Genomic DNA, 13,870 nt, shown 5'->3' with positions numbered 1-13,870 from the left:
GGAGTATCTATGGAGTAGAGTCGGCATTGAGTCGGCTAGGAGTCGGCATTACGTCGGCATTTTATCGGCATTAAGTCGGCTTTGAGTCGCCATTTTGGAATAGAAATATGAGTATGGAAGAACAATATTGACACAAGATACAACAAACGGACCCCGAAAGTCAAGTACATGGCTCATTTTTTGGTTTTTATATTTATTCAGCTATAAACTTTATCATCAATTTCACCGATTCTCACAAATGCGCTTATATTCTAAAAACGGTCTTGTGTATGAAACGTAGCGTATAAATAGACGCTAACTTTTCGGATTTAGCACGAGCCGAATTTTTTATTTTTATGTTTAATTTTCTTTTATAAATATAACCAAATAAAAAATTTGGCGTACCTTGTAAATATACAAAAACCTCTCGGAAAGCCTATAATAGCTATGTTTTATACACGTTGTAATTAGTGCTTTTCACGTTCAGCTTGGTTTTCCGATGTTTGTTATTTAGTTCAAATGTGAGCGTTGGCAAGACAGACTCTTTTGCAATTTTTGGCGTAGCCTTGGCTTTAGCGAATTGCAAATGTGTATGGCTTTAAGCGTTGGCTATTCCGCAATATCAATTATTTCATTCTGTTTATATAAATTTGGTAAAAAACCAGACTTTATTCTAAACTGACTTCGTTTCTTAATTTTAGGTTTGGTAGAAATATTTTCCAATTTAATTCCTGGGTCGTAATAAATATTCCCAAGAGCCATTTGCGAAAGAAATAGTTGGAAATCAGTTCCTGTTCCTAAAATTATTTCATTTCCATATCTGTACTTTCTTTCAGGTTTAATTTCTGATAATGAAGGTACATAACAAGCTTGATTATGTTTTCTGTTCCAATGTGTTAGCATTGAGGAAAAACTCCAAGAAGCTGTTTCATTCTCTTTTTCGTCCAGTAATGCAATTCTACCATTCGTATTGCGTATTTTTCCGCTTTCAACGTCAAATCCGATTAATTGCATTGTTAAATCTGTGAGATGATGTTTTTCTCCAACTTTGTGAACTCCTCCAAAATTCAATCTATCTGGTCTTCCTCTTTTGTCTTCGTAACCATAAGTTCTGACAAAATATTCCGTTCCCTCGGTTTTGTATAATCCGTCTGTTGGTTCAGGTGTCATTAGAGTAATGGCTTTGGATTTAGTACGATTGAAATTCGCAACACCAAATTGCTTAACTTCCCAACCCATAAAATCAGGTTCAGAATAGCCATTTGGCGTAACCCCTAATTCTGCTTCTAAAGTATAACCACCACAATTAGGTGCACGACAATCCATAATATTTCCATTAGTGTCTAGTCTTTTTGAATCAATCCAACCTAGTTCGTGAATACGTTTTAGTTCGCCTAGTAAAACTGCTCGATTGTTTTTGGCTTTCGGCAAATCTATTACAGAGAAAACTCCGTGAACTGAATCAAATTCTGTTTGATTAAATTCGTTTGCTATTTCAGAGTCTGGTGCTGTTACATAACCTAAAATTGTTCCATTTTGAGCAACTGAAAAGAAAAGCAATCTACCAGCTAATCTCTGGGTCATTAATTCGGAAGGTGCTTTTTTACATCTTGCAAGAAAGCCAGAGAAACGTACTTCAGGATATTTGGGGTAGAGTATAAGTTGTGCTTGTGGTGCTGGAAAAATAGAACCCTCATCGTCAATCCAAGAAAAATTGATTTTAGCTTTAAATCTTTCTTTATTCCAGTCTCCTGCTTCTTCAGTCACAATTTCTGAAAGTGGTAATATGTTTAAAATTTCAAAACTACCACCAAAATAAACTTGATTTTTAGAGTTGTCATTTGGTGCGAGAGTTTTTACATAAATCTTCTTACATCCATTATTTATGAACAGCGATTTTAGATTGGTTAGATTCATTAATTTTTGAAAGTTCTTTTACAATATTTTTTGCAACAGCTTGTATTAAAGGTGTTACAACAGAATTGCCAAATTGTTTATATGCTTGATTATTTGAGACAGGAATTATAAATTTATCTGGAAATCCTTGAAGTCTCGCACATTCTCTTGGTGTTAATCTTCTTGGATTTTTTCCTTTTTGTGGAATTAAAACCTCTGAACCATCTTTATAATATCTTGCACTAATTGTTCTTGAAATACCATTTAAGTCAGTCAATCCAAAACCAAAACCATTTCCTTTAGCTTTATGTTTTCGTGCGTGTTCTTGTAGATAATTCCAGAGTTTATCAGACAAAGTATATTTGTCGTCAACTTTAGGTTCAAGAATATCTTTGAAAACAAAGTTTGATTCTTGTGGGTCTGGAAACTCAAACGTTTCTTTACTTTTAAAAACAGTCTTTTTGAATCCTACAATTATAATTCGTTCACGATTTTGAGGAACATAGTGTTTGCCATTTAGAATCTTGAAATGAACGTTGTAGCCTAATTTTTCTAAAGTACTAATTATGACTTTAAATGTTTTCTTTTTGTCGTGAGACACGAGATTTTTTACATTTTCAAGCATAAAAGCCTTTGGCTTTTTATGTTTTATTATTCTTGCGATGTCAAAAAATAAAGTTCCTTGAGTTTCATCCAAAAAACCGTGTTTTCTTCCCAACGAGTTTTTCTTCGAAACTCCTGCGATTGAAAATGGTTGACAAGGAAAACCACCTAACAGAACATCGTGGTCAGGAATATCCTTTTCTGAAATTTGAGTTATGTCTCCAAAAGGTACTTCTCCAAAATTAGCTTCATAGGTTTTTTTTGCATAAGTGTCCCATTCACTTGTGAATACACACTTTCCGCCATTATTTTGATAAGCCAATCTTATTCCTCCAATTCCAGCAAAAAGGTCAATAAACTTGAATGTTGGGTTTTCTGTTGGTGGAAATGGAATATCCCATTTTATCGGTAAATAATATTGAAAGTTTGGTTCTTCTGCTATATTCAGTTCCTCGTGCAGTTCGCTCAAATATTCAGTTGCAGATGATCTAAAACATTGAGAAACACCATTTTTGTGATTTTGAAAATAGTGTGTCAAATGTGCCAAGTCGTTAGTAGTTTTCTTATCTACAACGATTTGAAGTTTTTCTTTTATGTCTGAATATTTTTTGCCCATAACTAATCTGTAAAGTAACGAAAATTTAGGATAAATTCCATTTTTCCATTTTCCATTTTTTAACAATCTTATGAACGTGTGTAAGCGTTGAAAAAAGACAAGCTCTTTTTATTTTTTGAGGCACGAAAAAAATGAAATGTGCTTGACTATGCGGTTGGCTTTTTTAGTTCAAATGTTCAATTTCAGCTCAATTTCTGCATTACTTACAACTTGGCTGTAACTCAATTCATAGTAATTACAGGAATAACCACAAACTTTCAGTCTGTATTTGAACTGTGGGAGCTTTGTTTACATGCTATCGCATTGTGATGGTAGGGGTGTTAGGCGGGAAAGCTGTACAATACTATTATTGCATTTACTTCCGTCAGTACCGAATATAAACTGACTAAAAGGCTCAAACAACTATTACCATCCAATTTTACAATTCAGATTTTATTTTTCTGCTATATTTAGTATATTTATTCATCGAAAAACGAAAGCCTCCCCGCCACAATTTTTTATAATGATTCAAAATCCTGAAATCGATCTGGCTTGGAACTTCGTCAATTATACCGACAGGAATATTTTCCTGACCGGAAAAGCGGGGACGGGGAAAACTACGTTTCTACATAAATTAAAAAAGGATTCCCTAAAAAGAATGGCAGTTGTAGCACCCACCGGAGTGGCGGCTATCAACGCGGGAGGGGTGACCATCCATTCCTTTTTTCAATTGCCTTTTGGCCCCATCTTACCCGAAACTGCAAATGCACAAGGCAATTCACTTTCTAAAAAATTCAGTAAAAAGAAAATCAATATAATTAAGTCTTTAGACCTCTTGATAATCGATGAAGTAAGTATGGTTCGAGCCGATTTACTGGATGGTATAGACCAGGTTTTGCGCAGGTTTAGAGATAGAAGTAAACCTTTTGGTGGTGCCCAACTATTGATGATTGGCGACTTGCAACAGCTGTCGCCAGTAATAAAAAATGATGAATGGCAGCTTTTAAAAAAACACTACAATACAGGGTTATTCTTCGGGAGTAATTCCTTCCAAAAATCCAACGCGCTTACCATTGAATTGAAACACATCTACAGACAGGAAAGTGCAGATTTTATAAAAATATTAAACGAAATTCGAAATGATTCCCTAACGCCCCAATCTTCCGAAACACTCAACAAACGGTATATTCCTAACTTTTCGGCAAAAGACGGCGACGGCTATATAACATTAACCACGCATAACAATAGAGCCGATAGAATTAATTCTGTGGAACTAAAAAAACTGAAAAAGAAAAGTTTTATCTACGAAGCAGAAGTAGAAGGTAAGTTTCCAGAATATACCTTTCCCACGCATTTAAAATTAGAACTAAAAGTAGGCGCTCAGGTCATGTTCGTTAAAAATGACAGCTCTCCAGAGAAGCGTTATTTCAATGGAAAAATTGGAACTGTTATAGATTTAGACGAAGACGAAGTGCTAGTGCGTTGTCCCGGCGATAATTTCGATATCGTCACTAGCCCAGAAATATGGAAGAATATTCAATATTCCATCAATCCAGAGTCAAAGGAAATAATAGAAGATGAAATAGGTTCCTTCACACAGATTCCGCTGCGCTTGGCTTGGGCTATAACTATTCATAAAAGTCAGGGGCTCACTTTTGAAAACGTTATTATCGATGCCCAAGAAGCCTTCGCCCACGGGCAAACCTATGTGGCTTTAAGCCGCTGCAAAACTTTGGAAGGAATTGTTTTAACCGGTCCGCTCTCCCGAAAAAGCATCATCAACAATCACGAAGTTGCCTCCTTTAGCAAAAATGCTGAAGCGAACCAACCAGATTCTTCCATTTTGGAAACTTCGCAAATAGCATATCAACTTAATTTAATCAACGATATTTTTAACTTTCATACTTTTTTACATCCGGTTAGTCGTATTATAGATATTTATTTTAAAAATAAAGGCAGCATCAACGGAAACTTACTCGACCAACTTACCATTTTAAAGGAAAAAGGAGTGACGGAACTTTTAAAAATTAATACGAGCTTCCAGTTTCAATTAAAAAATTTAAGTGAGCACGATGCTCCAGAAAATAATCTTCTGCTACAAGAGCGCTTTAAAAAGGCAGTTTTTTATTTTGAAAAGCATTTGCAAGATTTTATCATTCAACCTTTAGCCGATCTAAATTTTACTACCGATAATAAAGCAATTAAAGAAGATATTTCAACTCAGCTAAATAATTTGGAAGAATTGATTGCCGTAAAACAGTATTGCTTTAAAGGTTTAAAAGAAGGTTTTAAAACTTCAAAATATTTGGATTTGCGGGCTAAAGCAGCGCTGCAGGAAATAGAAAAACCAAAACGCAAAACTAACTTTGTCGCATCAACCGAAAATAACGAATTATTTGAAATGTTGCGAGAACTCCGTACCGTATTTTCGGAAGAAGAAGCTATCCCGCCCTTTCAAGTTTTTACTCAAAAAGCGCTTTTTGAAATGTGCGAAGTATTGCCGACAAACGCAAAACAACTACGCGCAATTACCGACATAGGAAAAGTTAGGCTCGAAAAATACGGCGCTGCTATTCTTGAAACCATCAGTGATTATTGTGAAGAAAATGCAATTGTACCCAATAAGAAAAACATTTCAGTTCCTAAAAGAAGTGAAACTCAGCAAATCTCCTATAATTTATTTAAATCGGGAATGAGCATTCCCGAAATTGCCGAGGAACGCGGTTTCCCCATTGGCACTATTGTACGGCATCTCGGTGTTTTTTTGGCTTCGGGAGAAATAAAAATAACCGAATTAAAACCAGCTGAAAAATATCTGGAACTCAAAAAAATAATGGAAACCACAACTTACAAAGGGCTTAGCGATTTAAAGAATAAAATAGACGATAAATATTCTTTTGGCGATTTGCGAATGGTTACCAATGCACTTCAATACGAGAAAAGCATCAAATCCCACTCAAATACTATAAAAGTAAATTAAATAAAATACGCAATTATAACCGCTAAAATTACTGCCGTCATCTTCGAAAGATTGAACTTGTGATTTTTTGAGCTTTCAAATAGAATTGTAGTTGATACATGAAGAAATATCCCAATTACCACTGCTGTGATGGGGGTTTCATATTGATGAATTAGATTGTAATTGGTAGAAATAAAACTTCCCAAAGGCGTCATAATCGCGAAAAAGAAAAGGAAGAGCAGGGTGGTAGTCTTTCTGTATCCTGCTGTTATAAAAAAGAACGACAAGATTATCGCTACCGGAATTTTATGAATAATAATAGCAATTAATAAGTTATTGTGTTCCGAAATGGGAAAACCTTCCATAAATGCGTGTATGCTTAAACTGATAAACAAAATCCACGGAAAGTGTTTCGCTTCTGAATGTAAATGTACGTGCCCGTGTTCGGCTCCTTTTGAAAAGAATTCTAAGAATATTTGCAACAATATTCCCAGCATAATATAAACTCCTATGCTTTTTGAATGGTCTTCAAAAACGTGTGGCAATAATTCAAAAACGGTTATAGAAAGTAAAAATGCACCGCTAAAGGCCAGAAAAACCTCCATGTTTCGCAACTCTTTTTTCTTCAAAAAAAGTGCGACAACGTAACCTAGGGCTACAGATAAAAATAATAATAGATAACTCATTAATTAAAAATTAATATTAATCGTTCGGAAGTGTTTTTATCAAAATCGTTCAAACTATAATCGCCAAATACGTGTTTTAATTCGGCTGTGGTTTCGTCAAAATAAGCTTTAAAATCTTCTAAAGTCAACGCTTTTACCCGTTCTGCAAAAAAGTAATCTTCACCTTTATCTGTAAAACGAATGTTTTTAATTATGTAGCCGTCTTCAACATATTTTTCAATATGAAATACAATATTGCCCACTTTCTTTTTTTCGGAAGGTATTAAGTTTTTTATAACCAATTCAGCATTTAAAAAGTCGATAACTCCAAAACCCGAAGGCTTTAATTCAGCTTTTATGGCGCGAATGGTTCTTAAATTGTCTTCTTCATTTTCAAAATACCCAAAGCTTGTAAATAGATTAAAAACTGCATCAAATTGTTGTGGATACGGCAAGCACATATCGTGCACTTCAAAGTGAAGGTATGGTTTTTCATATTGTTTTGCATAGCGAATACTTTCCGCAGATAAATCTACACCGGTAACATCAAAACCTTGTTTGTAGAGATATTTTGAATGCCGCCCTTTTCCGCAGGCCAAATCTAAAATAGTGTCTTTGGGTTTTAATTTTAAAAAAGTGGTAAGCTGGTTCATAAAAAGAGCCGCTTCCCTGTGGTTTCGGTCTTTATAAAGTATGTGATAATATGGGGTATTGAACCACGAAGCGTACCAATTGTCTTTATCTTTTTGCATAGTTATCGTTTCGCCCTGCAAAAATACTGTATTTTTGTGGCCTTATTAAATTGAAGTTTTTTAATTTCATTAAAATATACAATTAATTAAAAAGTTCTCTGCTTTTAAAGGGATTACTTATGACGAATAATTTTAAAATGGTTGCTAAAACCCTCTTTGGGATGGAAGAACTCCTCGCGCAGGAGCTTCGCCAATTGGGAGCTTCAGCTATAGAAATTGGTGTGCGGAACGTTTCGTTTGAAGGCGATACCGGGTTTATGTATAAAGCAAATCTTTGTTGCCGAACGGCTATTAAAATATTAAAACCAATTTCGGCTTTTAATATTTTTACCGAAGACGATTTATATAAAAAGATTTATGAAATGCCGTGGGAAAACTATATGGATGTAAAAGGCTCATTAGCCGTTAATGCAACCGTTTTCTCTGATGTTTTTACGCATTCGCAATACATTGCTTTAAAAACCAAAGATGCTATTGTAGATAGGTTTCGCGATAGGGAAGGGGTTAGGCCCGATGTAGATTTAGATCATCCTACCTTGCGAATAAATATCCATATTGATAGAAATATTTGTACTGTTTCTTTAGACAGTTCGGGCGAATCTTTACACAAACGCGGTTATAAGGTAGAGAGTACCCTCGCGCCCATAAACGAAGTACTTGCAGCAGGAATTTTAATGCTCGCAGGATGGCAAGGCCAGTGTAATTTTCTGGACCCAATGTGTGGTGGTGGAACGATGCTTACCGAGGCCGCATTGATAGCTTGCAATATACCGCCAAATTTAAATCGCGATGAATTTGGCTTTGAAACTTGGCCAGATTTTGATGTAGATTTATATGAAAAAATTGAAGCAGCCGCTTTAAAAAAGGTGCGCGATTTCCCGCATAAAATTTATGGATACGACACCGATCCAGTGGCAATCCACAAAGCGAAAGAAAATATTAAAAGTGCCAATCTTCAGGATTTTATTGAGGTGAAGCAACAAGATTTTTTTGAAAGTGAAAAGGAAGAAGACAAGTCGCTTTATATTGTTTTTAACCCACCATACGACGAACGTATTTCAGTAAACGATGTGAAAGCGTTTTACAGTTCCATTGGGAATACGCTTAAACGAGGCTATCCCGGCACCCAGGCTTGGATGATTACTTCAAATATGGAAGCATTAAAATTTGTTGGCCTTAGACCGTCACGAAAGATAAAACTCTTTAACGGGAAGCTAGAGTCTAAACTTGTACGTTACGAAATGTACGAGGGAAGTAGAAAGACTAGTAAGCAATAATTCAGTCTTCAGTGTTCAATGAATCAGTTTCAGAGAACCTTTAAACCCTAGCGTTACTCTCCCTTCGGGGGTTGGAGATTTTGTTGGGGGGTAGATTGCTTCTTAAAAATTGGCACTAAGTACGAAATAGAGTACCCATAACCCACGCCAAATTCGCTATAATCGTACGTTCTATTATAACCTGGGATGTACAAATTCGCAAAATTATCTGGTTCTGTTTCTGAAATTTTTCGTTTCAATTGTACATTTAAGGAGAGGTATAAGTTGTTGAGTATTTCAGTTTTAACGCTAATAATTAACTCTGCCCAATGTGCTGTAAGGCCACTAAATTCTTGAGGATCATAAATGGTTTCGGTAGGAAATGCAGGGTTGTCTGTATAAATTCGGTAACTGAGTAACTTCTGGGTAAAACTAGAAATTCCGTAGCGCATGCCAAGTGTAATGGCGTTTTCCATCCCTAGCCAATTTTCATACGCATTGTAGTCAAACCCAATTTTAGCGTAGCTTCCGCTGGTATTTGTTGAAATATAAGGCTCAATCCAATCTTTCTTTTCATTACCGAGTTCTACTGCAGCATAAAACTTTTTGGATACTCTAAAGTCACCCATAATTTCAAATCCAGAATAACCATCTTCAATTATGGTTCGCAACGGTTTTGCCAAATCTACGCCCACCCGAAGGCCAAACTTTTCAATTTTGGGGAGGGTGTCGGTTGCAGTTTCACTATTCTTTTGCGCCACCATAAAATGTGTGCCGCAAAAAAGGCTAATGCAGCATAGTAATGTGGGCGCTATTTTCAACATTTACAGTATCTCGTTTTACAACAATTTCTTGAATCCAATTTTCGTTTCCTTCAGGTGCTAAAGTTGCCTCAAGGTTAAAGTATTCGGTATTAAATCCGCAGGCACGATTAACATATCCAATGCGTCTCTGGTACACAAACATCACTTTATCTGTATTGATTAGTGTGTCGTTGGTAGTGAAGGTTGTGCGAATAAATTTATATTTTGTAGTATCTGAAGTAGTGCTAAGCGGTATCGCAATTTCTCCTGTTTCAAGCTTTGAAATTAACACAACGCTATCTTCATAGTCTGTTTCAACGGTTAAAACATTTACTTTCTTTTCATTGACGGGGTTCGCAATATCGTTAAACGTGATAACCATTTTTGCGGTCGTCGCAGTTCCATCGGGACAGATGTCGTCCTTGGTACAACCTTTAAAGGCGAAGATTATAAATATGAGAAGAATAATTTTTTTAAACATAATTCTTTTTAAATAGACCTAAGGCTTTTTGACATAAACGAAAGACTAATACCGCATCAAAACATTTATAAAAAATTAAAACCCATCTCTGTTCTTTTGATGAATTAACGTTTTTCCAAAAATACAACATTTTCTACGTGATGCGTTTGTGGAAACATATCTACCGGCTGCACTTTTGTAACTTTATATTTTGAATCTAAAAGTGCTAAATCGCGAGCTTGGGTTGCGCTGTTACAACTTACATAAACAATTTTTTCGGCGGCTAAATTGAGCAGCTGTGCAACAACATCGGCGTGCATGCCATCTCGCGGTGGGTCTGTAATTACAACGTCTGGTTTTCCGTGGGTATTAATAAATGCTTCATTAAAAACCTTTTTCATATCGCCCACGTAAAACTCAACGTTATCAATATTGTTTAATTTAGCGTTTGCTTTAGCTGCCTTTATAGCGTCGGGCACAGATTCAACACCAATTACTCTTTTAGCTTTTCTGGCCACAAATTGCGCAATTGTGCCTGTTCCGGTGTAAAGGTCGTACACTAATTCATCGCCACTTAAACCGGCAAAATCGCGGGTTATTTTATAAAGTTCGTAGGCTTGTTCGCTATTGGTTTGGTAAAAAGACTTGGCGTTTATCTTAAATTTTAAACCTTCCATTTCTTCAAAAATATGATCTCTTCCGTAGAATAGTTCAATATCTTGATCGTAAATGGTGTCGTTTCCTTTTGAATTAATTACGTATAAAAGTGATGTGAGTTGCAGAAATTCTTCAGCTATCGCCTGTAAAAGAAGCTTTCTATTTTCTTCATCTTCGTGAAAAAACTGCAGCAAAACCATAGTCTCCCCAATTGAAGATGTACGAATCATTAAAGTGCGTAAAAACCCTTCCTGATTTCTTGAATTGAAAAAACTGAGGTTTAATTCTTCGGCCTTTGCTTTTACAAAATCGCGAATAGCGTTGCTGGGGTCGCCCTGCAAATAGCAAATATCGAGGTCTAAAATTTTGTCCCACATTCCGGGAATATGAAATCCTAAGGCATTTCGGTTTTCGATTATTTCATCGCTTTTTATTTGGTCCAGCGTTAACCACTTGCTATCACTAAAAGAAAACTCCATTTTATTGCGATAGAAGTATTGTTTCTCAGAGCCCAAAATAGGCTGAATTGGCGGCAATTCTACTTTGGCAATGCGGGTTAAATTTTGCTCAACTTCCTTCTGCTTGTAAAATAGCTGGTGCTCGTAGCCCATATTTTGCCATTTGCAACCCCCGCAGGTACCGAAGTGCGGACAAACAGGCTCGGCTCTTTTTTCAGAATATTTTGAAACTGAAATAGCAGAACCTTCGTAATACGCTTTGCGTTTTTTATGGGTTTGTACGTTTACAACATCGCCGGGCACGGCATTATTTATAAAAACCACTCTGCCATCGGGCGCTTTTGCTATTGCTTTTCCTTTTGCTCCCGCATCAATTACTTCAAGGTTTTCTAAAACCACCCTTTTATTTTTTCTTGCCATAGGCGCAAAAATAGAACGTTTTTGGCATTTAAACGAACCTTTAAGACTATGATTCGTGTAATTTAAAATTAGACAATTATAAATCGTTCTTTATATCGCTAATAGCTTCCAAAGCAATTGGTTTAATGATGTAATTATTTACACTTTTAAAATTCTTTGCGCGGTTTATATCTTGTGGGTCTAAAGAAGAACTCACAATATAAATTCTAATTTGTACCGGCGTGGGAATTGCGGTAAAGGCTTCTAAAAACTCCCATCCATCCATAATGGGCATATTTAAATCTAACAAAATTATCTCCGGGAGTATTTCGCCACCTTTAATAATTGCCTTAAGGCTATTTAATGCATCCCGACCATTGTGGAAAACCATAAAGCTCTCACAAAAATCTGCCACTTGCATTATCTTTTTGGTTCCAAAAACAAAAATGGGGTCGTCGTCTATTATACAGGCTAAGTTTATTTTTGTCATAGCTTTTTATTTATTGGTTTAAAATAGTGTTTTGTGTTTTCCATTTTTTGAAGTAGATAGTAAATTGGGTGCCTTTACCAACTACGCTTTCCACTTCAATTTTCCCACCCATTGCTTCTATTTGATTTTTGGTTATAAATAACCCGATACCACGGGAATCTTCATTGTTGTGAAAAGTTTGATACATACCAAATAACCTTTTGCCATCACGTTTTAAATTTATTCCCACGCCGTTATCTTTTATTTTTAATAGAATATTATCGTCTTCGCTATTTGCCGAAAGTTCTACACGTGGCGTACCCTTTGGGGTTTTATATTTTATAGCGTTGGTTAAAAAGTTGAGCAATATGCTTTCTAAATAAGCGGGAATTCCTGCTATATAAATTTCCTTTTCAATATTAATAATTACCGCTGTATGTGTTGCTGTCACTAAGCCCTGAATGCTTCCCAATGCATTTGAAACGTACCGATACAAATTTAACGGAACCAGATTGTCGTAAATTTTAGTGTTTATAACTACTACTTCATTTAAGTGTTTTACCGTTTCAGTTAAATTATTTGAAGCCGTTTTTAAGTGTTCTATATATTCGTTTTCTGAAGAATCTTCCATTTCGGGAATCATCAAATCTAATAGCATTGCAATATTGCCGGTGTGCGACCGCAAGTTGTGAGATACAATATACGCAAAGTTGATGAGTCGCTTGTTTTGATCCTGAATGGCTTCGGTCAATTTTTTGTTTTCGTTTATATCTTGTATTTGCGAGACAAAATGCAGCGGATTACCATCGTCATCTCGCACCAACGAAACCGATAAATTAGCCCAAACAACATCGCCGTTTTTACGGATATAACGCTTATCCATTTGATAGTTTTTAAGATCGTCATTGAGCAATTCCGTTAACAACTCTATGTCTTTTTCAAGATCGTGGGGATGTGTTATGTCTTTAAAAGTTAAAGCATAGAGCTCCTTTTTAGAAAAGCCTAAAAAGTGACATATTTCTTCGTTCACTTTTAGCCACGTTCCGTCTAAGTCAACCAATGCCATCCCAATGGGCGCATGCACAAAGGTTTGTCTAAATTGCTCTTCCTGAATTATCGTTTTAATCTGAATCTTTTTAAATGCATCTATATCTTGAACAATTCCGTATAACCGGATACATTTTGATTTTCTGAATTCAGCAATGCCAATCATTCGAACCCATTTAAGCGACTTATCCCGGCTATTAACTTGTACTTCAAGATCGAAGTTCTTTTTATTTAAAACGGCATCCTTAACTGCTTGTTTAACGCGTTCCCTGTTTTCGCCTTCGGGAAAATAATTTAGTACTTCCTTTTCCTTGGGTTCAAAGTCTTTAGATTCCCCATAAATTTCCTTGCTCTTGGGGCTCCAATAAAAAGAATTGGTTAAATAATCTATTTCCCAATAGCCTGTTTGCGCGACCTCACTGGCTATTTCTGAAATGTCTTTATACCGTTTCAGTTTTAATTGATCTTTTTTCTCTTCGCTAATATCTCTATTTGTCCCTACTACCAAAACAGGCTTGCCATTTTGCTTGCGCGTTACAACTCTGCCTTGTGCATAAATCCAAATATAGTGGCCTTTTTTGTGCTTTAATCTAATTTCGCATTTGTATTGTTCGGTTTTGCCTTCTAAATGTGCTTTAAATAAATCTTTTGATTTCCCAATATATTTTGGATGAAACAGATTGTTCCAAGTATCGGTTGTAATTGGCTGCAATTCCGAAACTGTATATCCCAATATTGCCGCCCAATTTTCATTACAGTTAATATGTTGGGTTTCAACGTTAAATTCCCAAACACCCAAATCCAAGTCATCTATTATATGTGAATAAATTTTCATGTGTAATTTATGTGGCTTCTCTAAGTTAATAAGTTTA

11 protein-coding genes are annotated in these 13,870 nt (G+C 35.8%); 2 read left to right on the top strand and 9 right to left on the bottom strand.

The features are described from left to right. Positions 1–588: 588 nt before the first annotated feature. Positions 589–1,896, bottom strand: a complete 1,308-nt coding sequence (locus K8089_RS07735) for an MvaI/BcnI family restriction endonuclease (RefSeq protein ID WP_237602700.1) — start codon at positions 1,894–1,896, stop codon at positions 589–591. Beyond that, entirely contained in the window at positions 1,859–3,094 is a 1,236-nt protein-coding gene (gene dcm / locus K8089_RS07730) for a DNA (cytosine-5-)-methyltransferase (RefSeq protein ID WP_237602699.1), read from the bottom strand. Before dcm ends, K8089_RS07735 begins: the two co-directional genes overlap by 38 nt. Before the next feature lie 502 nt (positions 3,095–3,596). Between dcm and K8089_RS07725 the strand changes: the two genes are divergently transcribed. After that, positions 3,597–6,053 carry a helix-turn-helix domain-containing protein gene (locus K8089_RS07725; RefSeq protein ID WP_237602698.1) on the top strand — a complete coding sequence of 819 codons (2,457 nt, stop codon included), beginning with the start codon at positions 3,597–3,599 and terminating at the stop codon, positions 6,051–6,053. Here K8089_RS07725 and K8089_RS07720 read toward each other — a convergent pair. Together K8089_RS07720 and K8089_RS07715 are read right to left on the bottom strand one after the other, a co-directional pair. After that, positions 6,050–6,718 (bottom strand): ZIP family metal transporter, encoded by a 669-nt coding sequence (locus tag K8089_RS07720; protein ID WP_237602697.1) that lies wholly within the window; start codon positions 6,716–6,718, stop codon positions 6,050–6,052. The genes K8089_RS07725 and K8089_RS07720 overlap by 4 nt on opposite strands. Further along, a complete protein-coding gene (locus K8089_RS07715) occupies positions 6,718–7,449 on the bottom strand; it encodes a class I SAM-dependent methyltransferase (RefSeq protein ID WP_237602696.1) in 732 nt (243 codons plus the stop codon). Before K8089_RS07715 ends, K8089_RS07720 begins: the two co-directional genes overlap by 1 nt. 119 nt (positions 7,450–7,568) lie before the next feature. On the opposite strand from K8089_RS07715, the gene K8089_RS07710 reads away from it, so the two are divergent. Next, positions 7,569–8,726 carry a THUMP domain-containing class I SAM-dependent RNA methyltransferase gene (locus K8089_RS07710; RefSeq protein WP_237602695.1) on the top strand — a complete coding sequence of 386 codons (1,158 nt, stop codon included), beginning with the start codon at positions 7,569–7,571 and terminating at the stop codon, positions 8,724–8,726. 53 nt (positions 8,727–8,779) lie between these two features. On the opposite strand, the gene K8089_RS07705 is transcribed toward K8089_RS07710, so the two are convergent. The 5 genes from K8089_RS07705 to K8089_RS07685 all read right to left on the bottom strand — a co-directional run bounded on the left by K8089_RS07705 (position 8,780) and on the right by K8089_RS07685 (position 13,833). After that, positions 8,780–9,529 (bottom strand): DUF6048 family protein, encoded by a 750-nt coding sequence (locus tag K8089_RS07705; RefSeq protein WP_237602694.1) that lies wholly within the window; start codon positions 9,527–9,529, stop codon positions 8,780–8,782. Then, positions 9,492–9,989 carry a DUF6452 family protein gene (locus tag K8089_RS07700; RefSeq protein ID WP_237602693.1) on the bottom strand — a complete coding sequence of 166 codons (498 nt, stop codon included), beginning with the start codon at positions 9,987–9,989 and terminating at the stop codon, positions 9,492–9,494. Before K8089_RS07700 ends, K8089_RS07705 begins: the two co-directional genes overlap by 38 nt. A 104-nt stretch (positions 9,990–10,093) precedes the next feature. Then, complete coding sequence (rlmD, locus tag K8089_RS07695; RefSeq protein WP_237602692.1) at positions 10,094–11,503, bottom strand: 23S rRNA (uracil(1939)-C(5))-methyltransferase RlmD; 1,410 nt, start codon at positions 11,501–11,503, stop codon at positions 10,094–10,096. Positions 11,504–11,579: 76 nt separating this feature from the next. After that, positions 11,580–11,972, bottom strand: coding sequence for a response regulator (locus tag K8089_RS07690; protein WP_237602691.1), 393 nt, complete (start codon positions 11,970–11,972; stop codon positions 11,580–11,582). A gap of 10 nt (positions 11,973–11,982) precedes the next feature. After that, entirely contained in the window at positions 11,983–13,833 is a 1,851-nt protein-coding gene (locus K8089_RS07685) for a PAS domain-containing sensor histidine kinase (protein WP_237602690.1), read from the bottom strand. Positions 13,834–13,870 lie beyond the last annotated feature (37 nt).

The sequence above is a fragment of the Aequorivita vitellina genome (assembly GCF_022008365.1).
Classification (GTDB): Bacteria; Bacteroidota; Bacteroidia; order Flavobacteriales; family Flavobacteriaceae; genus Aequorivita; species Aequorivita vitellina.
The sequence above is the reverse complement of the archived record's forward strand: the minus strand, read 5'-3'. Positions and strand labels throughout refer to the sequence as shown.

What these genes read in the sequence shown, in the direction of transcription:
- K8089_RS07735 (WP_237602700.1), bottom strand. Translation starts at nt 1,896, where the DNA reads ATGAATCTAACCAATCTAAAATCGCTGTTCATAAATAATGGATGTAAG.
- dcm (WP_237602699.1), bottom strand. Translation starts at nt 3,094, where the DNA reads ATGGGCAAAAAATATTCAGACATAAAAGAAAAACTTCAAATCGTTGTA.
- K8089_RS07725 (WP_237602698.1), top strand. Translation starts at nt 3,597, where the DNA reads ATGATTCAAAATCCTGAAATCGATCTGGCTTGGAACTTCGTCAATTAT.
- K8089_RS07720 (WP_237602697.1), bottom strand. Translation starts at nt 6,718, where the DNA reads ATGAGTTATCTATTATTATTTTTATCTGTAGCCCTAGGTTACGTTGTC.
- K8089_RS07715 (WP_237602696.1), bottom strand. Translation starts at nt 7,449, where the DNA reads ATGCAAAAAGATAAAGACAATTGGTACGCTTCGTGGTTCAATACCCCA.
- K8089_RS07710 (WP_237602695.1), top strand. Translation starts at nt 7,569, where the DNA reads ATGACGAATAATTTTAAAATGGTTGCTAAAACCCTCTTTGGGATGGAA.
- K8089_RS07705 (WP_237602694.1), bottom strand. Translation starts at nt 9,529, where the DNA reads ATGTTGAAAATAGCGCCCACATTACTATGCTGCATTAGCCTTTTTTGC.
- K8089_RS07700 (WP_237602693.1), bottom strand. Translation starts at nt 9,989, where the DNA reads ATGTTTAAAAAAATTATTCTTCTCATATTTATAATCTTCGCCTTTAAA.
- rlmD (WP_237602692.1), bottom strand. Translation starts at nt 11,503, where the DNA reads ATGGCAAGAAAAAATAAAAGGGTGGTTTTAGAAAACCTTGAAGTAATT.
- K8089_RS07690 (WP_237602691.1), bottom strand. Translation starts at nt 11,972, where the DNA reads ATGACAAAAATAAACTTAGCCTGTATAATAGACGACGACCCCATTTTT.
- K8089_RS07685 (WP_237602690.1), bottom strand. Translation starts at nt 13,833, where the DNA reads ATGAAAATTTATTCACATATAATAGATGACTTGGATTTGGGTGTTTGG.